General features: G+C 55.1%; 19 protein-coding genes and 1 other RNA gene. 13 read left to right on the top strand and 7 right to left on the bottom strand.

Annotated features, from left to right (window positions below; translation table 11 throughout):
- Positions 1-2 precede the first annotated feature (2 nt).
- The 10 genes from ftsL (at position 3) to NBH13_RS06455 (ending at position 12776) form a co-directional block, all read left to right on the top strand.
- A complete protein-coding gene (gene ftsL / locus NBH13_RS06500; protein WP_099571326.1) occupies positions 3-458 on the top strand; it encodes a cell division protein FtsL in 456 nt (151 codons plus the stop codon).
- A 53-nt stretch (positions 459-511) separates the two neighbouring features.
- The gene (locus tag NBH13_RS06495; RefSeq protein ID WP_250779325.1) at positions 512-2257 is read left to right on the top strand and encodes a peptidoglycan D,D-transpeptidase FtsI family protein; all 1746 of its coding nucleotides are present in this window, start codon (positions 512-514) and stop codon (positions 2255-2257) included.
- Positions 2258-2290: 33 nt separating this feature from the next.
- Entirely contained in the window at positions 2291-3169 is an 879-nt protein-coding gene (locus NBH13_RS06490; protein WP_250779324.1) for a UDP-N-acetylmuramyl peptide synthase, read from the top strand.
- A 105-nt stretch (positions 3170-3274) separates the two neighbouring features.
- Complete coding sequence (locus NBH13_RS06485) at positions 3275-4750, top strand: UDP-N-acetylmuramoyl-tripeptide--D-alanyl-D-alanine ligase (RefSeq protein ID WP_250779406.1); 1476 nt, start codon at positions 3275-3277, stop codon at positions 4748-4750.
- Positions 4751-4823: 73 nt separating this feature from the next.
- Positions 4824-5921, top strand: a complete 1098-nt coding sequence (gene mraY, locus NBH13_RS06480; RefSeq protein WP_099595199.1) for a phospho-N-acetylmuramoyl-pentapeptide-transferase — start codon at positions 4824-4826, stop codon at positions 5919-5921.
- A gap of 95 nt (positions 5922-6016) precedes the next feature.
- A complete protein-coding gene (murD, locus tag NBH13_RS06475) occupies positions 6017-7456 on the top strand; it encodes a UDP-N-acetylmuramoyl-L-alanine--D-glutamate ligase (RefSeq protein ID WP_250779404.1) in 1440 nt (479 codons plus the stop codon).
- Positions 7437-8678 (top strand): peptidoglycan glycosyltransferase FtsW, encoded by a 1242-nt coding sequence (locus tag NBH13_RS06470; protein WP_144171349.1) that lies wholly within the window; start codon positions 7437-7439, stop codon positions 8676-8678. The genes murD and NBH13_RS06470 overlap by 20 nt, the downstream gene beginning before the upstream one ends.
- A gap of 130 nt (positions 8679-8808) precedes the next feature.
- Positions 8809-9984, top strand: a complete 1176-nt coding sequence (gene murG / locus NBH13_RS06465) for an undecaprenyldiphospho-muramoylpentapeptide beta-N-acetylglucosaminyltransferase (RefSeq protein ID WP_250779323.1) — start codon at positions 8809-8811, stop codon at positions 9982-9984.
- Positions 9985-10116: 132 nt separating this feature from the next.
- On the top strand, positions 10117-11682 hold the full coding sequence (gene murC, locus NBH13_RS06460) for a UDP-N-acetylmuramate--L-alanine ligase (RefSeq protein WP_144171351.1): 1566 nt from the start codon (positions 10117-10119) through the stop codon (positions 11680-11682).
- Positions 11682-12776, top strand: a complete 1095-nt coding sequence (locus NBH13_RS06455) for a cell division protein FtsQ/DivIB (protein ID WP_410050775.1) — start codon at positions 11682-11684, stop codon at positions 12774-12776. Before murC ends, NBH13_RS06455 begins: the two co-directional genes overlap by 1 nt.
- 155 nt (positions 12777-12931) lie before the next feature.
- On the opposite strand, the gene NBH13_RS06450 is transcribed toward NBH13_RS06455, so the two are convergent.
- The 5 genes from NBH13_RS06450 to NBH13_RS06430 form a co-directional block, all read right to left on the bottom strand.
- Entirely contained in the window at positions 12932-14188 is a 1257-nt protein-coding gene (locus tag NBH13_RS06450; protein WP_250779322.1) for an AGE family epimerase/isomerase, read from the bottom strand.
- A 388-nt stretch (positions 14189-14576) separates the two neighbouring features.
- Positions 14577-14973: a transfer-messenger RNA gene (ssrA, locus tag NBH13_RS06445) on the bottom strand.
- Between the two features lie 128 nt (positions 14974-15101).
- The gene (locus tag NBH13_RS06440; RefSeq protein ID WP_144164539.1) at positions 15102-16427 is read right to left on the bottom strand and encodes a glycoside hydrolase family 125 protein; all 1326 of its coding nucleotides are present in this window, start codon (positions 16425-16427) and stop codon (positions 15102-15104) included.
- 135 nt (positions 16428-16562) lie between these two features.
- On the bottom strand, positions 16563-17462 hold the full coding sequence (locus NBH13_RS06435) for a carbohydrate kinase family protein (RefSeq protein ID WP_144171355.1): 900 nt from the start codon (positions 17460-17462) through the stop codon (positions 16563-16565).
- A 27-nt stretch (positions 17463-17489) separates the two neighbouring features.
- Complete coding sequence (locus NBH13_RS06430; RefSeq protein WP_250779321.1) at positions 17490-18692, bottom strand: ROK family transcriptional regulator; 1203 nt, start codon at positions 18690-18692, stop codon at positions 17490-17492.
- Between the two features lie 135 nt (positions 18693-18827).
- Between NBH13_RS06430 and NBH13_RS06425 the strand changes: the two genes are divergently transcribed.
- Genes NBH13_RS06425 through NBH13_RS06415 form a run of 3 tightly spaced genes read left to right on the top strand, consistent with a single transcriptional unit; the run spans position 18828 to position 22696 of the window.
- Positions 18828-19808: an ABC transporter permease gene (locus NBH13_RS06425; protein WP_294447910.1), complete on the top strand. Its 981-nt coding sequence runs from the start codon at positions 18828-18830 to the stop codon at positions 19806-19808.
- A 1-nt stretch (position 19809) separates the two neighbouring features.
- Positions 19810-20982 carry an ABC transporter permease gene (locus NBH13_RS06420; RefSeq protein WP_099571319.1) on the top strand — a complete coding sequence of 391 codons (1173 nt, stop codon included), beginning with the start codon at positions 19810-19812 and terminating at the stop codon, positions 20980-20982.
- Between the two features lie 4 nt (positions 20983-20986).
- Positions 20987-22696 carry a dipeptide ABC transporter ATP-binding protein gene (locus NBH13_RS06415; RefSeq protein WP_099571318.1) on the top strand — a complete coding sequence of 570 codons (1710 nt, stop codon included), beginning with the start codon at positions 20987-20989 and terminating at the stop codon, positions 22694-22696.
- A 103-nt stretch (positions 22697-22799) separates the two neighbouring features.
- On the opposite strand, the gene NBH13_RS06410 is transcribed toward NBH13_RS06415, so the two are convergent.
- Together NBH13_RS06410 and NBH13_RS06405 are read right to left on the bottom strand one after the other, a co-directional pair.
- Complete coding sequence (locus tag NBH13_RS06410) at positions 22800-23321, bottom strand: NUDIX hydrolase (RefSeq protein WP_099571317.1); 522 nt, start codon at positions 23319-23321, stop codon at positions 22800-22802.
- A gap of 1 nt (position 23322) precedes the next feature.
- Positions 23323-24924 (bottom strand): aminopeptidase P family protein, encoded by a 1602-nt coding sequence (locus tag NBH13_RS06405; RefSeq protein WP_250779319.1) that lies wholly within the window; start codon positions 24922-24924, stop codon positions 23323-23325.
- Between the last annotated feature and the right edge of the window lie 41 nt (positions 24925-24965).

Raw genomic sequence — 24965 nt, 5'->3', positions numbered from 1 at the left:
ACGTGGCTGCACCAAGAACGATCGCATCAAACGCGGCTCCCGCAGGACGCCGGGACCAAACCGAAACTGTAGGCACCACTCGCCCTGAATTGCATGTCGTCAAAGGAACGCGTGCCGAAGGCAATGGTGTCAAGCGAGGATTCAAACAGCTCATCACATGGACTCGCACCAGAAGCACCCCGTTGCTGCATTTGGTCATTGCTGTCATTTTCCTTGGAATCTGCCTTGTGGGATCCTTGATGCTACGCACCCAAATGGTGCAGGATTCCTTCGACGCGAACAGGATCGAGTCGAACATCATCCGTTTGACGCAAGACGTGGGAGATGACCAGACCAAGCTCGACGAGCTTGAGGCCTCGCTACCAAGCAAAGCCGAGGAAATGGGTATGGTGCCTCAAAAAGGTGCCTTGACGATTGATCTGAACGGCTATCAGCCAAGCGGAGACGACGCTCAGTGAATCCTTTTCGCAGTACGTACACGCGTTTCCATAAGAAGCTGCTCACAAAAACCATGGCCATCGGCGTCCTTCTGGCGCTGATGGGCACGGCATGCCTTATCCAATTGGCCAACGTTCAGCTGATCAACGGCAAAAGCATGGCGCAAGCCGCGGCGCAAAGCAGAACCATCACAGTGACATTAAAGGCGAGCCGCGGAAAAATCATGGACACGAACGGTTCTATCCTCGCACAGAGCGTGGAACGATACACCATCATCGGCAATCCCGAGGGGGCGCAGGCCTTCACGCCGATAACGTGCACCAAACAGACCGGAGACATCTGCCACCAGATCAACGGCAAACCGGTAGGTGCCACAGGAGCCGCGGCCGTGGCCAGGCTGCTCGCCCCGGTACTGGACATGGATGCTACCGAATTGGGTGCCATGCTCTCGGGAACAGGTCAATACGCGGTACTGAAGAAAGACGTGACGCCGGCGGTTAAACGCAAAATCTCCAAGCTCAATTTGGACGGTATCGTCTATGCGGAACTCAGCAACGAACGTATCTATTCCAACGGAACCTTGATGGGAGCGTTGCTGGGAGGCGTCGATGGCGAAGGCAAAGGCGTCGCCGGTATCGAACAAATGGAAAATAAGACGCTGACTGGCGAAGACGGATACCAGGTTTACCAACAAGGCAACAACGGCGTCGAAATCCCAGGAACCATGACCGAATCGAAAGATGCGGTCAATGGATCCGATGTCACGCTGACCATCAACCACGACGTGCAGTGGTATGTCGAAAAAATACTGAGAGAAAGCTGCGAAAAATACAGTTCGCCATGGGGAATCGCCGTGGTGCAGGACACTCAAACAGGGGATATTCTCGCGCTCGCAGACAGTGACGAGATCGAAGCCGGCAGCGATCAGGCGAAGATGACGGTTTCCAGGGCCGTCAGCGAAACGTTTGAGCCAGGTTCCATTGGCAAGGTCTTCACAATGTCGGGAATGATCCAGCTTGGATTGCATCAGGCGTCAGACAAATTCACTGTACCGGACCATATCACGATGAACGGGCAGACCTACAGCGACGCGACCACCCACGGTGACGAACACTGGACCCTTGCGGGCATTCTCGAGCAATCGTCGAACGTCGGCATGATCATCGCAGGGGAGAAGATGTCTAACGAGCAGCGATACGATTTCATCAGCAAATTCGGCATCGGCCAGGACAATGGGCTCGGGCTTCCTGGCGAATCGGATGGTTTGCTATATTCGGCCGGTCAATGGGATCTGCGAACCCAGAACACTGTGTTGTTCGGCCAGGCTTACACGACCAATGCACTCCAGCTGACGAATGCGGTTGCCGTGATCGCCAATAAGGGCGTTAAGAAGCCGCAGCGCATCATCAAGGCGATCAGCGATGCCGAAGGACATTCCGAAGAGCAAAAGCCCGAGGGCGAGGCAACGCGCGTGATTGACGAGCAGGTGGCCTCTCAGGTGCTGAACGCCATGGAATCCGTGTCCGACCATTACTCCCAGTTCGTCAAGGTGGATGGTTATCGTGTCGCAGCAAAGTCCGGTACGGCGGAAGTCGCTGGTGCCGATGGCAGACTGTCGTCGATTATCAGCGATTATTCGGCGATTATTCCTGCGGACAATCCTCGCTTTGTCGTCACGGTGGTGTTGAAGGACCCGCAAGGCGGTTTTGGTGGTCTGACGGCAGGTCCGGTCACCGCGGAGATTGGTGAATTCCTTATGCAGAAGTATGAAGTGCCTGCGTCCAGCCCGCGAACTGATGCTATTCCAGTAACTTGGTGAGTATGCAAGCATGAAGAACGGAGGGGTGGAAAGATGAGCGCGATCAGTGAGTCCATGAACAGACGAATGACATTGGGTCTGCTTGCCAGCAGATATGGCTTTGACTTGGATCCTACGTTTGCCACTGAAGTGACGATCACGTCCATTGCGGACGATATCGATTCGGTACGGCCGGGATCGTTGTTCATGCCGTCCGCACCGGTGGATGAGCAACAGCTGCGTCAGGCTCAGGCACTTGGCGCATATGGTGCGGTGGTACCTCATGCGTTGCGTGGAAAGACAGAAGATATACAGATTCCTGTGATCTATGCCGAGCCGACCGCACAGCAGTTGGGTAGGCTTGCCAGCGAAATGGCGGGTAGTCCGTCCGATTCGTTAGCGGTGTTCGCCGTGGCGGGAAGCGATACGCAGGCGGTGGACCAAGGGGTGAGGGATCTCGCTGATTTCCTGCATATGCTTGGTAATCCGGTTGGTGTGATCAGCTCGGGCAACTCGCAATCGTTGGAACGATATCTTGATCTGAACTATCCGTTGTCGATTCTTGACGTGCAGCGTACGATGGCCGTGTGCGCTGAAGACGGTGCTGCGGCTGCGATTCTCGCTCTGAGCGAGGAGACGTTGAAAGACGACGCATTACAGTCGGTAAGTGTCGATGTGCTTGGTTGCGATGACAATGGTCTAAGCGAAGCCGATATCGTCAAATCGGTTGCGCGATTCGGATGCACCGTCGGGAAGCGGACCCGTATCGCCGTCCGTACGCCGGAATCCGATATGCTCGCATCGCAAGCGGCAGCGGCGTACGGGCAGACGAACAGCAGCGCATTGTCGCTGTCCATATCGATGGTGCTTGCGGCGGGTGTGCGCAAGGCCAACATCAAAAGTGCGTTGCGCGTATCCCGAGATCTGAACTAGTTTCAATCGGAACGGATGCGTAAAACGCACACGATAATCGCAAAACAACGTGAACAGTAAACGGAACAGCAACACAGAGGAGAAAACACAGTGAGCAGCCCGACCATGATGCCAATGAGCTTGGAGGAGATCGCCCAGGCGGTTCAGGGACGGCTGATTGCCGGAACTGCGGCAGTGAATGTGCCGGCGGCCACCAGCGCATTCACCGATTCAAGACAGATCGTTGAAGGTTCGGTTTTCGTAGCGATTGCCGGAGAACGTGTGGACGGTCACGATTACGTGCCGCGTGTGGGCGCTCAAGGTGCCGTTGCCGCAATAGTCGACCATGAGATCGCCGACGCCGGTGTGCCTCAGATTGTGGTGGAGGATACGGTGCTGGCCTTGGGGGCGTTGGCCAAGCATAATATCGAGCGCCGTCGCGCGCTGGGAACTCCGTTTACGGTGGTCGGCATCACCGGTTCCGTCGGCAAGACCACCACTAAGGATCTTATGAAGGCGCTGCTGTCTCGCATGGGATCGACGGTTGCGCCGGTCGGATCGTTCAATAACGAAATTGGCCTGCCTCTGACCTCGCTCAAAGTAAATGCCGAAACTCGTTTTCTGGTAGCGGAAATGGGCGCCAACCATGTTGGGGAAATCGCCAATCTGACGTCGCTGGTGCCGCCGGACATCGCGGTTGTGCTGAAAGTCGGCGTTGCGCATTTGGGTGAATTCGGCTCCGCGGAACGCATCGCGCAGGCCAAGTCGGAAATCATTCATGGTCTCGTTCCCGGCGGTCTTTCCGTGCTGAATGCGAACGACGAGCATGTGGCTGCGATGAGCGCCTTCGCGCCGGGCGATGTGATGTGGTTCGGACTTCCGAATGGTGAAGGTGGCAATCCTGCGATCACCGCTCAGCATGTGCGTTGCGACGAGTTGGATCATCCGTCCTTCACTTTAGAAAACGGTGATGGCGAGCATGCCGAAGTCACCTTGGGCATCTGCGGTCAGCATAATGTCATGAATGCGCTTGCCGCCGCTTCAGTGGCGATGCGTTTGGGCATGTCGATTGGCGATGTCGCATCCGCATTGTCGGATGTGACGGCCATCAGTCCCCATCGCATGGCTGTTTCCATCGTGAACAAGCAGGAAACGTCATTCACGCTGATCGATGATTCATTCAACGCCAATCCTGATTCCATGAAAGCCGGTCTTGACGGATTGCTGCGTTGGAAGGCTGGTTCCGAAAGCCAGCCATTCCGTGTTGCGGTGTTGGGCGCCATGCTTGAGCTCGGTCCGGATGAAAAGGATTTGCATGTTGGCATCGGCCGGTATGCGTTGGAAGGCGGGGTTGATGCGCTGCTGACGGTTGGCAGTGCATCCGATGCTTCCCTGGACGCTCTGGCAGGTGCCATGGCGGACGGCGCATCCTCGGCGGGAGACGCTTCTCATGTCGATTGGGTTCACGATATCGATGAGGCCGATCGTCTTGTGACGCGACTCGCCGTCGAACATCCAGGTGCCGTGGTGCTGCTTAAAGGTTCCCACGCTTCCGGCTTGAGCGCTCTGGCCGAACGTTGGCAGGCCCTGGCTGCACAATAGAACAAAAGCATTTGGCAAGATTTGAATAATCGACGTTATCTGAAGAATGTCTGACTGAAACGGAGAACATCAGGTGATTTCGCTCATCATCGGAATTGTGGTGTCGCTGGTCGTAACGATTGTGGGAACACCGCTGCTGATTCGTTTGGTACACAAGCTTAATTACGGGCAGTACATACGCCAAGATGGTCCGAAGTCCCATCTGGTCAAGCGTGGCACGCCTACGTTGGGTGGCGTGGTCATCAATCTGGCGGTTGTGTTGGGTTGGGGCTCGTCGGCACTGTATCGCTTCATCACCAGGGGAGAGGTGCCGTCATGGTCGGCGCTGCTGGTGCTGTTCGCCATGCTATCGATGGGTATGCTGGGATTCATCGATGATTTCGCGAAGGTTCGCAAAAAGCAGAGCGAAGGCCTGACGGTCAAAGGCAAATTCATCGGCCAGTTCATTCTCGCCACCATCTATGCGGTGCTGGCGTTGATTCTGCCGACGAATTCCGGCTTCCCCAGCGCGCAGGCCGGCATGAGCTTCATTGAAGAGCCGTTTTTCAGTTTCGAGTTCGCAGGCAAAGCCGTGGCCATCGTGTTGTTCGTGATCTGGGTGAACTTCCTGATGACCGCATGGACCAATGCCATCAACCTGACCGATGGTCTTGACGGATTGGCTGCTGGTTCTTCGATGATCGCATTCATGGGATATGCGGTGATCACTTTTTGGGAGTTCTACCACCTCAAGGGTTTGGGACATGAAGGCTTCGCCTACGCGGTGTCCGATCCTCTTGATCTGACCATCATCGCGGCCTGCGCGGCGATGGCGTGCTTCGGATTCCTGTGGTACAACTCCAATCCAGCATCCATTTTCATGGGAGATACCGGTTCTCTGGCGCTTGGCGGCTTGTTTGCGGCCATGTCAATCGCCACACATACGGAATTCTTGGCGATTATCCTTGGCGGCCTGTTTGTGATTGAAACCATGAGCGACGTTATTCAGGTCGGCTATTTCAAGATGACTCGCAAGCGTGTGTTCAAGATGGCTCCGATCCATCATCACTTCGAATTGAAGGGGTGGCCGGAAGTCAAGGTTGTAATTCGCTTCTGGATGATTGAATTGCTGTTCGTGTTAATTGCGTTGGTGATTTTCTACGGCGATTGGGTCTCCCGTTCCGGTCTGTGACGGCTGTTGCGTTCCATTGATATGTGAACGGCTGCAACATGACTGTGATCTGTAAGGAATATCAAGGCATATGAGGTGCCGACAATCGAAGGATGATGGATATGGATATGAGCGGTAAGACCGTGATTGTGGCGGGTCTTGGAGTTTCTGGCCAAAGCATGATGGAAGTGTTGGGGTCCCGCGCCGAAAAAGTGCTTGGCGTGGATGAAAAGAAGCCCGATGCTGATTTGCACTCCTTTGATCGCATCGACTGGGATCATGTTGATTTGGTTATGACTTCGCCGGTGTTCAATCCGAGGACTCCGTTTATTCTTGAGGCGCAGCGTCGTGGCATTCCTGTGATGAGCGAGGTTGAGCTTGCTTGGCAGCTGCGAGTGAATTGCGATTCCACCGGCGAACCAGCACGATGGATCGGCATCACCGGCACCAACGGCAAAACCTCCACTACGGAAATGACTTCGGAAATGCTGACGGCTTGCGGCCTGACGGCACCGGCTGTCGGCAACATCGGCAAGGCGGTATCCCATGCCGTGGTCGATCCGGCAAATGATGTGCTATGCGTTGAGCTGAGTTCCTTCCAGTTGCATTTCACCGATTCGCTGGCTTTGGATTGCGCTGCGATCACCAATATCGCGGATGATCATCTTGACTGGCATGGCGGCATTGAAAATTATGCGGCGGATAAGGCGAAAGTCTTCCACCGCGTCAAGAAGGCTTTGGTATATAACGCCGATGACGAGCGTGTGACCAGGCTGGCGTTCGCAGCCGAGACGGCGGAAGGCTGCCGCAAGGTCGGATTCACTCTGTCTGAGCCGCAAGATGGTCAGATCGGCGTGAAGGACGGTTGGATCGTCGATATGTCTGGCATCGCAGGTGGCGAGCCTGGAATGCCAGAGCAGGTCGCCAAGGTGTCTGAGTTTACGCATCTGACTGAGCCTGATGGCACGGTGTACCCGCATTTGCTTGCTGATGCGTTGACCGCATTGGCGCTGGTGCTGGGGCTTGGCGCAGACAAAGAGAAAGCCATCGCATCTCTGGAACAATTCACGCCAGGCGGGCATCGCATTCAGACTGTCGCCACCGCCACCACGCCAGATGGGGGCAGCATTCGTTTCGTAGATGATTCCAAGGCGACCAATGCACATGCAGCCAAGGCATCGCTCAATAGTTTTGCAGACAAATCCGTGGTATGGATCGCTGGCGGATTGGCCAAAGGCAGCCGTTTCGAACAGTTGGTGGCAGAACAGTCGCACACCATCAAAGCCGCGGTCGTCATCGGCAAAGATCAGCAGCCCATCTTGGACGCGTTCGCAGCGAGTGCTCCCGACATTCCGCTGACCATCATCGATCCGGCGAATAATGACGTCATTATGGAACGAGCCGTCGATGCTGCGGGTGAATATGCCCAATCCGGCGATGTGGTGCTGATGGCGCCTGCCTGTGCGTCCATGGATCAGTTCAAGTCGTATGCCGATCGTGGAAACCAGTTCGCGCAGCAGGCTCAGCGTTGGGTGAATGAGCATGGAGAAGCCTAAAACCAAGCAGAGCGACGGTACCCGTCAGAAGAGGCAGGCTGCTGCTGAAGAACGGGTCGACGATTTTCGTGGTTATGTCGGTCTGCGAAGCATGCTTAATCCGATTTGGTGTTTTCACGGGTTTAGGGTCTCTGTGGTTATCCTCACCATTTTCGGTGTGATCATGGTGTTTTCCAGCTCTTCGGTGTATATGATTGCCAATGACCAATCTCCATGGTCGCAAGCGATTAAGCAGGGCGCATTCTGCGTTCTCGGACTTATTGTGGGCGTGGCCTGCATGATGGTTCCGGCGGAGCTTATCAGAAGGGCCAGTTTCGCTTTTCTGCTCGTCGCCTTGTTCTTGCAATCGTTGACATTTACGCCGTTAGGTATTGATGCTCAGGGTAATAAAGGTTGGATTGGTCTTTTTGGATTTACCTTCCAGCCGGCTGAGGTCGTCAAGCTTGCGCTATGCGTATGGCTGCCTCGGGAGCTGATTAGCGCGCAGAAGCGGGTAAATAAGGTGGGGCCGGTCAATGCATATCGCAGGTTGATTACGTGGCTTGGTCTTGCATTGCTGTTGGTTATGGGCGGCAAGGATCTTGGTACGGCCATGATTCTCTTTGCGATTGCGGGAACCGCGTTGTTGCTGGGAAATTTTCCTGGCAAATGGCTGGCTATTGTGGCATGTGGCGGTCTGGCTTTGGTCGGCGGTCTTGTTATCAGCAGTCCGAATCGACTTAACCGCGTCATGGCTACATATCAGACTTGTTCCGCAGCTGATATGGAGGGTGTCTGCTATCAGGTGGTGCATGGCAAATACGCCATGGCTTCCGGAGGGTTGCTGGGCGTTGGGATCGGCAATTCCGGAGAAAAATGGGGATATCTTCCGGAAGCGCACAACGATTTCATTTTCGCCATCATTGGTGAGGAAACGGGTTTCGTCGGCGCTTCGTTGGTGATTCTGCTGTTCCTTGTGCTTGGATGGTGCATGCTGGTGGTGGCTATCCAAGCACATGACAGATATATCACTTTGGTGCTGGCCAATATTACCGTGTGGATCGTCGGCCAGGCGTTTGTGAACATTGGTGTCGTGGTGGGGCTGTTCCCTGTTATGGGTGTGCCTTTGCCTTTCGTGTCGGCCGGTGGTTCGTCGTTGATTCTGTGTTTGGGCGCTGCGGGCGTGACCATCAGCATGATGAAACAGCAGCCGCAGATCCAAGCGGAGATTCAGAGAGTCTGAAAAGCCACTGTTGCCTGCGGGGTGCTGTCGCATGCGGCGGCAACCAAACGTAGATGAAATGTGAGTATCCTTGTGAGCATCGGTATGGCGCATGGTGTGCCGGGATACCGTGGGGCTAAGCTCGTACATTATGAGCAATCAGAAGCATATCGTTCTAGCCGGCGGTGGCACGGCAGGTCATGTCAATCCTCTGCTCGCCGTGGCACATGTGATTCGCGAGCTTGAGCCGGATGCCGATATTGCGGTGGTGGGCACTGCAGTCGGTCTGGAACACGAGTTGGTTCCGCAAGCGGGCTTCGAGCTGGAAACCATTGAAAAGGTGCCCTTCCCCCGTAGACCCAATATGGCGGCATTGAAGTTCCCTGCGCAGTGGAAGGCTGAAACGGCCAAGGTACGTGATATTCTCACCCGCCACGAGACGCAGGTGGTCGTCGGATTCGGTGGATACACGTCGGCTCCCGTGTATGCGGCCGCGCACAAGATGGGCATTCCGATTGCGATGCATGAGCAGAACGCCCGTGCCGGCATGGCCAACAAGCTGGGTGCACGCTGGGCGTCCATGATCGGCACCGCGTACGCGCAAACCGGTTTGAAACCACGCAAGGGTGTTGAAGCCGAACGTGTGGGATTGCCGTTGCGTGCTGAAATTGCGGCAATAGCCGAAGGTATGGAACATGACCGTGCGGCCACAAGGCAAACGGCTGCAGCGCAGCTGGGAGTCGATCCGAACCGTCCTCTGGTGGTGGTGACCGGAGGATCGTTGGGTGCTGTGAACGTGAATCGTGCGGTGGCGGCTTCCGCCAAGGAATTGCTGGAACATGCGCAGGTGATTCACCTGACGGGAAAAGGCAAAGACGATGAGGTGCGTTCGTTGGTGTCGGTGAGTGCCGGAGAGCAGGTGCTTGGTGAGCTTGGACCAGAGCATGCCAACGACGGTGATTATCGAGTCGCGCCTTACTTGGAACGTATCGATCTTGCGTTCGCTTGTGCCGATCTGATTATCTGCCGTTCCGGAGCGGGCACCGTTTCGGAATTGACTGCTTTGGGACTTCCTGCGATTTATGTTCCATTACCGATCGGCAACGGCGAGCAGCGTTTCAACGCTCAGCCGGTCGTCGATGCGGAAGGTGGCCTGATGGTGGCGGACGCTGACTTCACTGCCGAATGGGTCAAACGTCATGTGCCGAATCTGCTAGCCGATTCGGATGCGCTTGCCAGGTATGGCGATAACGCTTGGAAATATGGTATTCGAGATGCCGCCGAAGTCATGGCCAAGCGTGTACTTTCCATGATTGACGAAAGGTAAGCCGTAGCGGCGGCAGGTGTGTCCGTCGCATTTGAAGTCGCGTTCCGAATCTCACCCATGATCGGCCAAGTGCGAGACCATGGGTGAGACCATAATGGAACAAGCTAAACATAATATGCAAGAGGAGCAGTCGTGACTGACAACCAGCGTGAGGCCGGTACCATTATTCTTGATCCAACCCATGTGTCATTCAGCCAGCAGGAAGGCGTGAACGATTTGGGGGCCACCCATTTCATCGGCATCGGAGGAGCGGGCATGAGTGTACTTGCCGAGATGCTGCATGAGCAGGGTGTGGAGGTGGATGGCTCGGATCGCGAGCCCAGCGCCAAAACCGATCGTTTGCAGGGGCTTGGCATTGCCGTCGAATTCGGGCAGCGCGAGGAAAACGTCGAAGGCAAACAAACTATTGTTTTTTCCAGTGCCATCAAGCCTGACAATCCGGAAATCGTCGCAGCGCATGCGGCGGGCGAACGCATCGTGCACCGCAGCGACATTCTTTCGTTGCTGATGAATACGAAACGTGCGGTAACGGTTGCGGGAGCCCATGGCAAAACCACGACCAGTTCCATGCTCGCCCATATTCTCACCCATGCCGGTGAGGGAAATCTGGCTGATCCAAGTTATGCCATTGGCGGATCCATCCAAGGCAAGGATGGCGTGATACTTGACGGAGGCCATGCAGGCCAAGGCGATGTGCTTGTGGCGGAAGCCGACGAATCCGATGGAAGCTTTGCCAAATATCATCCGGAAATCGCGATTGTCACCAATTCCGAAGCTGACCATCTTGACCATTATGGAACGCAGGAAAACTATCGGGCGGCTTTCGTGAACCATGTTCAGCACGCCATCAAATCGGTGGTGATGTGTGGTGACGACGAAGGGAATCTGGCTGTGTTGCGCGCTCTTGACGCGTCTGCGGCAGCACATACGGTCGTGTATGCGACGCAGGATGCGGCTTCGTTGGGTGATCTGAACGGTGCGGCATTCGTACATATCGAATCGGAAAGTGAAAGCGCGCAAAGCGGCGCCGAACATTTCACCTTGCATGTGCCTGCGGGACTGCTGGGCGAACAGGAACGTATGGTTCCCGTGACGCTCGCCGTTCCAGGCATTCACAATGCGCGCAATGCTTCTGCGGCGATTATCGCGGCAGCATTGCTGGGAGTCGACATTGAGAAGGCCGCTGAAGCGGCCACGTCGTTCCTCGGCGCAGCCCGTCGCTTCCAAGTGCGCGGCACCGTCAGCCAGGTGACCGTCGTTGACGATTACGCGCATCATCCCACTGAGATTTCGGCTTTGTTGGATGCTGCCCGCCGTAAATATCCGCAATCGGCGATTCGTGTGATTTTCCAGCCGCACTTGTTCTCCCGCACCAAGTTCTTCGCGGAAGCATTCGCGGAGGCGCTGGCCAAGGCGGATGATGTGATCGTCACTGGCATTTTCCCCGCACGTGAAAAGCAGGAGGATTATCCGACGGTCGGCCCGGCCACCATTGTGGATGAGGCTCTTAAGCTCGACCATACGCCTGCCGAGGATTGGATCCGTGGTGTGGAAGACATGCATACCGCGGCGCAGATGATGGTGATGCGCGCCCATCATGGTGATGTCATCTTCACCGTTGGTGCGGGTGATATCACGCAGATGGACGAGGTGATATTGCACGCGCTGCAGGCTCATCGCTGGGATTGTGAGGGCTGATGGCGCGAAGGGTCGTCAGCTCCGGTACGGGGTCGGATGGTTCTGAAACGACGTCTGAAAAGCATGCGTTGCGCGGCAGGAGCATTCAAAGCCGGAAACATTCCGACTCCCCGGCTCAGTCTCAGCCGAATGGTCGTTCCATTGCCGGAGGAGCGGGACGTTCGTCTTCTTCAGTGAGTCATGCGCAGGCGGAAGCCAAAATGGCGCACGGAGGCAAGAACAAGGCAAGTCGCTCCCGGTCAGGTGACTTCGTGGATGCGCGCAATCTTGCGGGTGAGGATTTCGTTGCGAAGACGCTGGAGGAAACCACTGGCACTTTGGGGGTGGTCACCCGTCCGAAAGTGGTTGATTTCAAAGCGCGGTTGAAAGAACGACGTAAGGCGAATGCACGTGTTGTAGCGATGCGAGCTTTCGTGTCGGCCGCGGTTGCGGCCGTCGTGGTGGCGCTGATATGGTTGTTTTTCTTCTCATCGGTGTTTCGTCTTGAAGCTGGCAATATTTCCGTTGTCGGAGCCAACGAATGGGTGAGCGAGTCGCAAGTATTGGATATTGCCGGTCAGCAGGCCGGCAAATCGATTCTGCTGGTATCAAACAATGATGTGGAGAAGAAAATCAAGGAAATACCGGGAGTCACCACCGCGCAATCCAAGAAGCAACTTCCTAATTCCCTTGAAGTGACCATCAAAGCGCAGAAGCCGGCTGCGATGCTTAAGACAGGTGAAGACAGCATGACCGCGGTCGATAGCAAGGGCCGTATATTGAATTCCGTCAGCGGTGCCTCCGTGGATGGAATTCCCGTCATCGAAGTGAAGGATGTCGAGACGAGTCTGAGCCACCGCTCCATTAAAGAGGCACTGAAGATTTTGAGCTCGCTTCCTGAATCTATGCGTAACTCCATTACCAAGGTGACGGCTGAAACCCAGGATTCCATCACCACGGAAATCAATGGGGGAGACCGTGTGATCGTATGGGGTGACTCTTCCGATCTTAAGTTGAAGAAAGCCGTTGTCGACAAGATCATCAACGATCCAAATGTGATTGGAGACAAACACAACGTCGACGTGTCTGCGCCTCTACGCCCGATCATCAAATAGTGGTGAAGACATGGGAAATTAGGGGAATTGCATACGTTGAGTAGTCTGGTTTGGTATGCGAAGAACCCCGGTCGCTTTGCCGTGACCGGGGTTCTTCGCAAATAGGAGGAGAGAAAAGAAGAGAGAGAAAGAGGGGACTCTATTATTGCGTGCCGTCAGGCGTTCGGATTGGCCTTCAGCGCCGGAGCGACGGAAACCGCCGGATCGAGACGCGGAATCAGCGTGCACTGCGTGGCGTGGTATAGGTCGGACTTGCCTGGCCAGACGGTGCCGATGACCTCGTTGTCCTTGTTCAGCTGGTGGAACCAGGAACCATTCTCGTGGTCGATCAGGTATTCGTCGATGTACTTCCAGAAGGTCGCATACCAGTCCTTGTACATCTGCTTGCCGGTGACGGTGGCCAGCGTGGCGGAGGTGTTCACGGATTCGGCGAGGGTCCAATGCATACGGTCGGTGACGACGGGCTTGCCGTTCCAATCGGTGGTGTAGGCCAAGCCAATGGTGCCTTCGGCGTTCCATGCGTCGGAAAGTGCCTGAGCGAACAGGTTTTCGGCTGCCTCGATAAGCTGCTGCTTGCCTTTTTCGGAACGCTGCTTGGAGCTCAGCGCATACTGGGTGATGAGACGAGCCCATTCAATGCCATGGCCTGGGGTTGCTCCGTACGGCTTGAATTGGTCATCCGGCTTGTCGTGGTTGCATTCGAGGTCCGGCTGCCAGTCGGCGGTGAAATGCTCTGGAATGCGCCAGCTGTTGTTGGACGCCCAGCCGACCACATGGTCGATGATACGGCCCGCACGCTCGCGGTATTCCTCGTTGCCGGTCACATCGGCAACGGCAAGGAATGCTTCGGTGGTGTGCATATTGGCATTGATGCCGCGATAGGGGTCAAGCTCGGTGAATTCCGTGTTCCAAGTATCGACGGCCAGACCGATCTCGTCATCCCAGAAATGCTTGTCGTAGGTTGCCAGAGCCTCTTCGAGCAGCTCGTCCGCGTCCGGGCGGCCGATGAGCTTGGCGGAAGTGGCGGCAAGAATCACGAAAGCGTGGGCGTAGCAGACCTTGCCTGCTTCATGGGTGGAGCCGTCTGCGGAAATGGACGGATACCATCCGCCGTTTTCATCGTCATGCAGCGGACCGCGCAGGCCGGCGATGGCCTTGTCAACCAGTTCTGCGGCACCCGGCTCGCCGTGCAGGAATCCCAAGGAATACACGTGCGCCATGCGGCAGGTGATCCACGTGTGGATGTTTTGGGTCAGATCCGGATTGCCGGTATCGTCCAGCCAGTAGGAGCCACCCTGCGGGGCGGGGAAATTGTGTCCGAAATGCAGGAGCTCGTTGGTTTCCGCCTCGAGCAGGGCATGGTTTTCTTCGGAGTCGAACACGTAGGCTTCGGGAGAGTAAGTGCAGGTCATCGATCAAGTCCTTCCTTGACGTCGTCTGCTGTGACGTGATAACTAGGTTGATGTATTAACTATGTTAACCACTTAAGCGGTTAATGCAAGTCGACACGCGGAATTTGGTGGTGGGATTCTGATGATTTGTGATGGGGGAGAGCTGGATTCTTCGTATGTTGATTTGACGAGGTTGTCTTGTGAAGAGGAGTACCTAAAAACGTACCTTGCATGCTGTTTAGGGTGGTAGACAGATGGAATTTGGAAGAGATTAAGCAAGCCGGAGGAGGGATTTTTGCCCACATTTTTTAGAATATCCGGCACATCGGGGGTAATTTGGAGTAAACCCAGGAATCTTCGAAAACCGTTGGAAATAAAAGAAAAGCCGCCATTTCTGGCGGCTTTCAACTTGTGGAGATGCGGGGAATTGAACCCCGGTCCGATAACCGAACCCTCAGTCTTCTACGTGCGTAGTCTGCTGGCCGTGCGGCGGTTTTTCTGCTCCCATCGATATCGCAGACAACTGATGGCGGGCATATCTACAGTAAAAGTCCCTTGCCGGCCCTGTGGCTCAGTCGACAAAGCAAGTCTTCTAAACGACGCTCAGCATCCTCCCAAAGACGAGAAGGAGTGAACGGAGCGGCTGCTCACTGGTTAATCCTGGCGCGAAGCTCAGGCAGCGAGAGCGAACTCAGTGCGGTTAGATTTAGCACTTATTCTTTTGTAGGGGGCATCCACGAGCGGACCCTACGTTCTCGGCACGCTTCCCTGCGACGAACAGGTCACCGTCGAAACCGATCATCCCCAATCTTGAATTATCAAGCACCCGGTGCAAGACCGGACTTTTCAAGATATCATGGAATGTCAATAAGTGCAAATCATCTACCGCAATTCTTGCGCTGTGAGCGAAGCCAAAGCTTAAACTGATAGCCACTCACAGCTTGACGTGAATACCGAAATAATCCATGACCAATTCACAGAACATCATATTGGCCCAGCTGAACCACGGACGGGTATAGGAGTTCGGGTCGTTCGCGTCAAAGCTTTCGTGCATGAGATGCGTGCCGGCGTCGGCGGCGACAAGTTGATCAAGAATACGTTCTTTTTCGGCTTTGTCGTGGCTTGTCAATCCTTGCATGGCCATGGCGATCGGCCAAACATAACCTTCTGGCGTATGCGGAGAACCGATGGCATGTGCATAGTCACCCTCGAAATAGTAAGGATTCTCCTGACTCAGCAAAGTATTGCGCGTTTCGAGATACAGCGGATCGTCCGCTTCGCAGAATCCGAGATAAGGTGCCGACATAAGATTCGGCACATTGCTGTCATCCATAAGCAACGCGTTGCCGAGACCGTCCACTTCGTATGCGTAGATAGCGTTTCCGGCCGCATTGTGGATGGTTGCGTGATGGGCAAGACCATCATCGATGGAATGCTGCAGCGCCGCGGCACGACCGGCGATTTCACGATCGTCAAGTACGTCGATGAAAATCCTTTGCACATATCCCATGACCACGCTGGCGAACATGTTGGACGGCACGAGATATGGGTAGACGCAGGCGTCGTCGCTGGGGCGGAATCCGGACCATGTCATGCCGGTGACGGCAAAAGGTCCTCCGGCACCATGGTTGGGCACGCTGTCGCGCGGATCGTCATTCGGACGGAAGAAGCGGTAACGCGAATTCGAATGGTCAAGCTCGGTTTCGAACACGTCAAGGATTCGACGGATGCCGCTTACAAACGCATCATCGAAATGGCTGGTGGTTCCTGTATTGCGATACAACAGCCACGCCAGCTGAATGGGGTAGCACAGGGAGTCCACCTCGTATTTGCGTTCCCACAACCATGGTCCGAACGAATCGGTCTGATCGTTCGGATCCCAGGTAGCGCCGCTGGGTTTTTCGTTGAACGCGTTTGCGTATGGATCGATATTGATGAACCTGAATTGCTGCCGAACAAGCCCGGTAATAAGTGCGGTGAGCTCGGGATCATCTACGGCTACGGCGAGATATGGTCGGAATTGCGCTGAGGAGTCGCGCAGCCACATGGCAGGTATGTCTCCCGTCAGCAGAAACGTCGTGCCGTCATCATGCCGTCTCACGGTGGTGGTGAGTGTATTGGCGAATCCTGCGTTGAAGTTTTCGGCCCATCTTGCGTGTTCGCCGCCACACAAGTCGGTGATATGCTGCATGAAATCGGAAACTGACTGCGGAATATCGGATTGTGAAGCGGCGTTTGTGGTGTTGCTGGTGTCGTTCATGGCATCATTCTTCGTTGAGGTGCGTATATCGTGACAATCGTGATTGCACCAATTGCAGATTGAATATGGGTATGAAAAACGAGGCCATGATGGCAGACATGGCCTCGTTGATGATGATGAAAGGAAAATCTGGGCTTACTTGCCGGCTTCGGCGAGATAATCCGGAACGCCTTCCGCAGGGTAGGTTGGCCAGCCGCCTTCCTTGGTGCACACGTAGGCGGCGGTGTTCACAGCCGCACGATGCGCTTCCTTGAGCGGTGCGCCGTTCAGCAGCTTGCCGGTGAAGGATCCGGAGAAGGAATCGCCGGCACCGACGGTATCTGCAACCTCGACATGCGGGGTCAGCAGGGTGGAGACTTCGCCATTCTTGGCAGTGATGGTGCTGAACGTGGCACCGCCGGTCAGAATGATGTACTCGAGGTTGAAGCGGTCGATGAACCACTTACATGCCTCTTCGTCATTGCACTTAGGAATGGAGAACATGTCGCGCATCATGATCAGCTCTTCGTCGTTGATCTTGAAGATGTTTGCGTAGTCGAGCAGCTCTTCGATGAGCTCATTGGAGTAGAAGTTGGCGCGCAGGTTGATGTCGAAGAACTTCAGTGCGCTTTCCTTGGTGTGCTTGAGCAGTTCGACGATGGTGTCGTGGGATTCGGGGGAGCGCAGACCCAAGGTGCCGAAACAGACGGCGTCGGCCTTGGACACGGCTTCGACGAGCTCGTCGGTGAGCTTGATGTGGTCCCAAGCCACGTTTTCGACGATGGTGTATTCCGGAATGCCGTTGGTCAGGGCCACGTCAACCGTGCCGGTCGGGTATTCGTTGACCTGCACCAGCGTGTTGACGCCGGCCTTGTGGGCGTCTGCAAGCAGCTCATTGCCCAGCTCGTCGTTGCCGACCGCGCTGATGGCGAAGCTTTCCGCGCCATTCTGGGACGCATGATATGCGAAATTGACGGGCGCGCCGCCGGCGCGCTTGCCGGTGGGGAGCATATCCCATAGGATTTCGCCGAGAGAGATGACGATTGGCTTGGACATGGTGTTCCTTTCTTTGGTTGTGGCGTGCTATGCGACGTCAAAGAACATCGAAGGATGTTCTAGAAAACTGGTGATGGCCACGGCTGCGGCGCCGGTGACGGTGGCGTCCGTTGGAAGGCTGGACAGAGTGATTTCGGTATCGTTCCCGACTTCGGGAATGGTGCGCTCACGAACGACTTTCTTGACTTCGTCGAGCAGGGGTTGGCCTGCTTGGGAAATGATGTCTCCCAACACGATATGCGTCGGATTGAAGGCGTTGATGATGTTGACCGCGCCATAACCGATATATCGTGCGACTTCGGAAGTCAGTTCCGTGGCTGCCTTGTCTCCCGCGGAAACCTTGGCGAACAGTGCGGTGCATGCCCGTGCGTGGGTCATGGTTTCGCATCCTGGGACAATGCTTGGCTGCTCGTTGAGCCGCTCGTGGATCGCATTGGCCGAGCAGTAGCGTTCCAGGCACCCGACATTGCCGCAATCGCAGGGTTTGCCGTTGACGTCGACGGAGATGTGGCCGATTTCGGTGGCCGTGCCATGCGCCCCGTAATAGATTGAACCGTTATCGATGATGCCGAGGCCAATGCCTTCGCCAAGCAGATAGTAGGCGAGGGATCCTTCGGACAGCTCCGGGTTGAACAGGAACTGTGCCAGGGCGCCTGCGCGTGCGTCCTGCTCCACGAATACGGGCACATTGAAGGCTTCGCTGAATTCCTTGATGAAGTTGACTCGCCTCCAACCCTGCATGGATGAGACGAGCGCGGTGTGGCCTTCCTCCACTAAATATGGACCGGGAACGGCCATGCCGACCGCCACGATGCTTGGATCGTCGGCAATGAGCTGGCGCACGGTGGAGCGGATCTGTTCCACCGTTTCTGGAATGTTCTTTTCGTCGACGGTCGGCAGATCGGTAAGCGAGATGCGGTTACATTTCAGATCGAACACTGCGATCTGAACCAGGCTTCGTGCGAATTTCACTCCTACGACATGGTATTTCGCGCAATTGAGGTTCAGTCCGATGGAACGGCGGTTCTTATCGCCTTCCATATCTCCGGTTTCTTCGATAACGTTTCTGAATAGCAGTTTCGCGGTGATTTTCGTGATGGCCGCGGGCGTAAGTCCGATGGCTTTGGCGATCTGCGCACGTGAGCTGATGCCGTTGTGATAGAGGTATTGCAAAATCCTGGAACGATTGTTTTCTGAAATCGATGACTGCTGAGCGCTGTAACTACTCATGACACCTCCCTGCGACAGTGCATGGATCCCTCGTTGAACTAGTTGATATATTAACGACGTTAATTACTTGATGCAAGTTCCGTGTTTCGGCGTGTCATGAAGAACGTCGATTCCTGATATGGGCTTAACTATCTCATTATTCCAACCGTTTTCATTCTCGTCACCGTCGTGTTTTTTGTGATGCGAGCTACAGGCGATCCTATTTCTGCGGCATTGGGTGGTCGTCTTACCCCTGACGAGTTGCAAAAGCGTGTTCATGCGGCCGGCTACGACCGTCCTCTTATTGTGCAATATATCGATTACCTTGGGGGTTTGCTCCATGGGGATCTCGGCACTACATTGACTGATAATCAGCCGGTTATCAGCATTCTTGTTCATTACGGATCAGCGACTTTCGAGTTGGCGCTCCTATCGCTCATTGTTGCTTTGATCGTAGGTATCGGCTTAGGTCGTGTAGCTGCGTGCAGACGCGATCACGCTGCCGATGCGGGCATTCGAACCTTTGCCATTCTGTGCTACGCCACCCCCGTGTTCTTCTTGGGATTGGTCCTCAAACTCATTTTCGCCATTTGGCTGAACGTGTTGCCGGCATCCGGTCGATGCTCGTTGTCTTCGGAAATGCAGTTCAGCCGACTCGTCTCTCCGACCGGCTTCTACATTATCGATGCACTGCAGCTGGGTGATATGAGCGTGCTTACCGACGTGTTGAGTCACGCCGTACTTCCTGCACTGGCGTTGGGATTGCTCACCGCAGGCGTGTTTATTCGTTTGGTACGTACCAATGTGATTTCCACCTACAATTCCGGCTACGTCGAGGCTGCGCGTTCGCGTGGCGTCTCCGAAAAGCGTCTGATCAGCAAGCACGCATGGAGGCCGGCTCTTATTCCAATCATCACCGTTATGGGTATGCAGATCGCATTGATGCTCGCCGGCGCGGTGCTTACCGAAACCACCTTCGAATGGAAGGGACTCGGATTCATGTTGTCCCAATATCTGAAGGCGCGTGACTTCGTAGCTGTGCAGGGCATTGTGATTCTGATCGCCATCATCGTGGCCGTCGTCAACTTCATCGTTGACGTTATCGCTGCGTTGGTGGATCCGAGAGTGAGGTACTGATATGACTGCATCAGCAAATAACGTCACCGTCCCGGGTGACACTCGTCTGAACGATCTCAAAATCAGCAGGAAAGCTCCGTTCTGGACCAAGATTCCGATCATCAAGGAGCTTCACGTAGCGGTCGGCTGGCAGAAAGGCATGCTGATTACCGGCCTGTCGCTTACTGCGTTCTTCCTGCTCGTGGCCTTGTTTGCGCCCGTGATTGCGCCGTACGGCTATGCGCAGCTCAAAGATGCCAATGGAGTTTCATTCCCAGCTCAGTCAGCACCCTCATCCGAACATATTTGGGGTACCACCGCAGGTGGTTATGACGTGTTCAGCCGTGTGATTTGGGGCTCTCGTACTGCTGTCATTGCGATTGTGATCGCTGTGCTGCTTTCTATTTTCGCGGGTGTATTGCTCGGTTTGGTTTCCGGATATTTCGGTGGCTGGGTGGATCGTGTGCTTGTCATGATCGCCGACGCCATCTATTCTTTCCCCTCGCTGCTGCTTGCGATTTTGATGGCCATTATGATTTCCGGCGGTCAGTCTGGTCTGTGGAGTGGCATTTTCGCGTCGGGTATCTCCATCACCGTGGTTTATATTCCGCAGTATTTCCGTACCATTCGATCCGAAGTCATTCGCATCAAGGAATCCGCTTACGTTGATTCCGCTCGCGTGGTGGGCGCGTCGACATGGCGCATCATGACCAAGCACCTTCTTAAGAACTCCACCAGAACGTTACCGGTTATTCTGACGTTGAACTCGTCCGAAGCGATTCTGACTCTTGCAGGATTGGGCTTCCTCGGATTCGGCATCGAGCCTACCGCAGCCGCTGAATGGGGTTACGATCTGAATCGTTCCGTGTCGGACGTCACCGCAGGCATTTGGTGGACCGCAGTGTTCCCGGGTATCGCCATCGTATTGATTGTTCTGGGCATCACCTTGGTGGGCGAATCCCTCAATGACCTTGCCGACCCGCGTCTGCGTGCACGCAAATCCGCTGGTGAGGTGGTTGGATCCATCGAAGATACTTCGGTTGATCCCACCCAGAAGCCGGGCGTTCGCAACGAGGTCGTAGCCGAGCTCGAGGCCGCCAAGAATCCAATGGGAGCCAGCGATCAGCCAGTGACCGTTACGGATCGCGACCCGTCATTTACCGCCTCCGAATGGGGCTCCAAGGAAGAAGAGTGACGCAATGAGTGACGAACAAACCAATCTTGCGCAAGTCAAGGATCTGAGCGTCTCCTTCATGACCGACGCAGGATCCATCAAAGCCATCGACAAAATCAACTTCACCATCCCACGCAAAACCGTGGTAGGTGTGGTTGGCGAATCAGGTTCCGGAAAATCCGTGACCGCGCGTTCGATTATCAAGCTGTTGCCGGAGACGGCAACCACTTCCGGCGTGATTTATCTGTCGAACCGTGAAGGCAATGAGCAGCTTGACGTGCTGTCCCTTTCCGGAGAAGATCTGCGCCGTATGCGCGGATCGGAAGCGGCCATGGTGTTCCAGGAACCTAATTCGGTACTTAATCCGGTGTATACCATCGGATGGCAAATCGAAGAGGGACTTCGCGCTCACGGCATGAAAGACAAGAAGGAGCTTCGTGCCAAGTCCGTGGATATCCTCAAAAAAGTAGGTATTCCTGATGCCGAAACTCGAATTGACTACTATCCGCATCAGTTCTCAGGCGGCCAAAAACAGCGTATCGTCATCGCCATGGCGTTGGTGCTCAATCCAGGTCTGATTCTGGCTGATGAACCGACTACTGCACTCGACGTGACTGTGCAGGCCGAAATCCTTGACTTGTTGCGTCTTGCCCGCGACGAATTCGGCGCTTCCGTGCTGATTATTACTCATAATATGGGTGTGATCGCCGATATCGCCGATGAAGTGGTGGTCATGTATCGAGGTCATGTGGTCGAGCAGGGCAGCGTCGAACAGATCTTCTACTCGCCAAAAGACGATTACACCAAGCGGTTGCTCGCAGCTGTGCCGCGTATCGGGCAGAAACTGGTCGTTCGTGATGAGCAGGGCAAGGTGATTGAACGCAGCAAGGATTGGCATGACCAACCCATTGCCGTCGAGGCCAAGGGACTGACTATCACCTATCCGGGGCATTTGACGCAGCCTGATTTCAAGGCGGTCAATGGCATTGATTTCACTATTCGCCGTTCTGAAGTGCTGGGATTGGTCGGCGAATCCGGTTCAGGCAAATCCACTACTGGTCGTGCCATCGCGGGCTTGCAGAAGGTGTCCGGTGGCTCCCTGAATGTGTTGGGTGTAGAAATGAACGGTGTCAAGGAACGTCAGTTCAAACCCAAGCGTGCTGATATTGGCTTTGTGTTCCAAGACCCGGGTAGCTCATTCAATCCGCTGATGACAATCGCGGAGAATGTGGCAGAACCGCTGATTGTGCATAAAAAGTACTCGTCCGTGTCGGATGCGAGCGACTATGTGGGAGATCTGCTCGAAATGGTGCAGTTGCCGCGTGCGTATATGAACCGATTCCCGCACGAGCTTTCCGGCGGTCAGCGTCAGCGTGCCTCCTTGGCGCGAGCACTGGCGCTTAAGCCAAGCCTGCTTATCGCCGACGAGCCGACTTCTGCATTGGATGTGTCGGTACAGGCGAAGGTGTTGGAACTGTTCAAGAAACTGCAGGCGGAAATAGGTTTCGCATGCCTGTTCATCACCCATGATCTTGCTGTGGTCGATATGCTGGCCGATCGCATTATGGTGATGCATAAGGGTGAGATTGTGGAACATGGTGATGCCGATCAGGTTATGAATAACCCGCAGAATCCCTACACGCAGAAGTTGTTGGCATCGCTGCCGGTGCCTGATCCGCGTGAACAGCGAGAACATCGCGCCCAGCTGCACGAATTGCTCGCCAAAGGAATTTAATTCCGGAGTGAGTTTCGCGGCTTCCTGACATACACAAGAGCTGGTGTGACGGTTCATGATCGTCACACCAGCTCTTGGTTTATATATTCAATTGTGACTGTGTTCAGCGAATCGTGCCGTTGAAGGAGAACTGTGCGTGTGCGTCTCCGTTTGCCCTGTTCTTAAGGTACTCGCGCACGTAGCCCATGCGTTCCACTGTGGTGTCGGCTAAGGGCTGAGGCAGGTCGTCGGGGGAAAACCAGCCCACGTTGAGGCTTTCCTCGTCACCTACGAACGGTTCGGCATTGCCATTCGGATCTGGCTTGCACACGAACAGGTGATCCATGTACATGGTGTTGTCGCCGTTCGCATAGGTAAGCACCCTGCGTGAGGACTTCACCGACACCAAGTCGGTGACGATAACATCCACGCCCGTTTCTTCCTTGACCTCACGCGCCACCGTGTCGGCAGGTTCCTCGCCAGGCTCATTGATGCCATATACCATGGCCCATTCCCCGGTATCGGAACGTCTGCCGAGCAGCACGCGACCCTGCTCGTCTTCGACATAGCCGGAGACGCCCATCAGCCACAGGAGATCATGACCGACTTTCTTGCGTAACTCGAGAATGAATTCAGGCGTTGGCATATCAGGCCTTTGCGCCTTCGGCAGCCATGTTGGCCATCCACTCTTCGACCTCATCGATCTGCTTCGGAATGCCGGCGGAAATCCATTCCGGACCATCCTCAGTCATCAGCACATCATCTTCAATGCGAATGCCGATGCCGCGATACTCCGGTGGAATCAACAGATCATCCTCACGGAAATACAGACCCGGCTCAATCGTGAAAATCATGCCAGGACGAATCGCGGCACCCTGATACGACTCATAACGTGCCTGAGCGCAATCATGCACATCCAAACCAAGATGATGGGCCACACCACAGGCGAGCCAACGGCGATGCTGCTGTCCTTCCGGAGAAAGCGACTCCTCGACATCGACCGGGAGAATACCCCAATCATGCAGACGTTCGGCGATCACACGCATGCACGCATGATGAATGTCGGAATACGTGGCACCCGGCTTGGCGGCTTCGAAGCCTGCCTGCTGAGAATCCAAAACCGCCTGATACAGCTTCTTCTGGAAATCGGTGAACTTGCCGTTGGTCGGGAACGTGCGCGTGATATCGGCCGTATACAAGCTATTGACTTCCACGCCGGCATCAATCAGCAGCAGATCGCCGGACTCCACGGTACCGGTGTTACGCATCCAATGCAGAATCGGCGCATGAGCGCCGGAAGCGATAATCGTATCGTAGCCGACCTCATTGCCTTCCTCGCGGGAAATGGCATTGAACGCGCCTTCCAGCATACGTTCCGAACGAGGCTTGTCGAGCGATGACGGCAGCTTGCGCAGAATATTGTCGAAACCATGCTTGGTTGCGGCAACGGCCTTGCGCATCTCACGAATTTCATATTCGTCCTTGCACATGCGAGCCTCGGCGGCAAACTCATGAAGCTTGTCATCGGCATTGGTATTGCCATCCGGATCGGCGAAGCCGTTTGCCTCGCGAATATCCTCCACCATTTCGGTGATCTGCGGATCAGCCTCGCGAATCACACGCACGCGCACGGCACCAGCCTCAGAACCGACATCCTTGCTCAATGCATCAGCCAGCTGTGCAATGTCATTGGTCTCAATACCGGTCATTGCAGTCATCTCCCGCAATCCGGCACGAGGTCCAACCCAATATTCTCCATAATGGGCATCCATGAAAAAGTCCTGCGTGTAATGGTTCGCACGCGGAGCCACAAACAATTCCGGCACATGCGTCTTGCCGGCCGCAGCCTCCGGAGAATCAGGATCAACCGGATTCAACACCAGTACTGCACCGGCCTCGTAGTCTTCACCCAAACCGGTGTAATACGAAAACGTCGTATCCGGACGGAACGCATAATCGCAGTCGTTGTTGCGCACCTTCGGCTGACCGGCCGGAATTACAATGCGCTCTCCGGGAAAAGCCTTACCCAGCGTGTCAAGACGAGCCTGAATGTAATGGGAAGATTCCAACGGTTCAATAGTCGGCTCATTATCATCCCAACCGGTGGTCATGAACTCCTTGAACGCCTCGGAACGCGGGCGCAGCGAACGATTGTTCACACGGTCGCTCATCGCCTGATCGGGGCCGGGGGCGCTGGACTGCTCCATGGCTTCATACTCCTTGTCTTTATCGGTAATGACTTCGTTCATCACATCTCCTGAATATTGTTATCCATGCTTACGCAATTACC

This window comes from Bifidobacterium intestinale (assembly GCF_023656765.1).
GTDB classification, from domain to species: Bacteria; Actinomycetota; Actinomycetes; order Actinomycetales; family Bifidobacteriaceae; genus Bifidobacterium; species Bifidobacterium hominis.
Note: the sequence above shows the minus strand (reverse complement) of the source record. Positions and strands in the feature narration are given on the sequence as shown.

Bases quoted from the DNA above. Each gene is read 5' to 3' on its own strand.
- NBH13_RS06495 (WP_250779325.1), top strand. From the start codon at position 512: ATGGCCATCGGCGTCCTTCTGGCGCTGATGGGCACGGCATGCCTTATC.
- NBH13_RS06490 (WP_250779324.1), top strand. From the start codon at position 2,291: ATGAGCGCGATCAGTGAGTCCATGAACAGACGAATGACATTGGGTCTG.
- NBH13_RS06485 (WP_250779406.1), top strand. From the start codon at position 3,275: ATGATGCCAATGAGCTTGGAGGAGATCGCCCAGGCGGTTCAGGGACGG.
- murD (WP_250779404.1), top strand. From the start codon at position 6,017: ATGGATATGGATATGAGCGGTAAGACCGTGATTGTGGCGGGTCTTGGA.
- NBH13_RS06470 (WP_144171349.1), top strand. From the start codon at position 7,437: ATGAGCATGGAGAAGCCTAAAACCAAGCAGAGCGACGGTACCCGTCAG.
- murG (WP_250779323.1), top strand. From the start codon at position 8,809: ATGAGCAATCAGAAGCATATCGTTCTAGCCGGCGGTGGCACGGCAGGT.
- NBH13_RS06455 (WP_410050775.1), top strand. From the start codon at position 11,682: ATGGCGCGAAGGGTCGTCAGCTCCGGTACGGGGTCGGATGGTTCTGAA.
- NBH13_RS06450 (WP_250779322.1), bottom strand. From the start codon at position 14,188: ATGACCTGCACTTACTCTCCCGAAGCCTACGTGTTCGACTCCGAAGAA.
- NBH13_RS06440 (WP_144164539.1), bottom strand. From the start codon at position 16,427: ATGAACGACACCAGCAACACCACAAACGCCGCTTCACAATCCGATATT.
- NBH13_RS06435 (WP_144171355.1), bottom strand. From the start codon at position 17,462: ATGTCCAAGCCAATCGTCATCTCTCTCGGCGAAATCCTATGGGATATG.
- NBH13_RS06430 (WP_250779321.1), bottom strand. From the start codon at position 18,692: ATGAGTAGTTACAGCGCTCAGCAGTCATCGATTTCAGAAAACAATCGT.
- NBH13_RS06420 (WP_099571319.1), top strand. From the start codon at position 19,810: ATGACTGCATCAGCAAATAACGTCACCGTCCCGGGTGACACTCGTCTG.
- NBH13_RS06415 (WP_099571318.1), top strand. From the start codon at position 20,987: ATGAGTGACGAACAAACCAATCTTGCGCAAGTCAAGGATCTGAGCGTC.
- NBH13_RS06410 (WP_099571317.1), bottom strand. From the start codon at position 23,321: ATGCCAACGCCTGAATTCATTCTCGAGTTACGCAAGAAAGTCGGTCAT.
- NBH13_RS06405 (WP_250779319.1), bottom strand. From the start codon at position 24,924: ATGAACGAAGTCATTACCGATAAAGACAAGGAGTATGAAGCCATGGAG.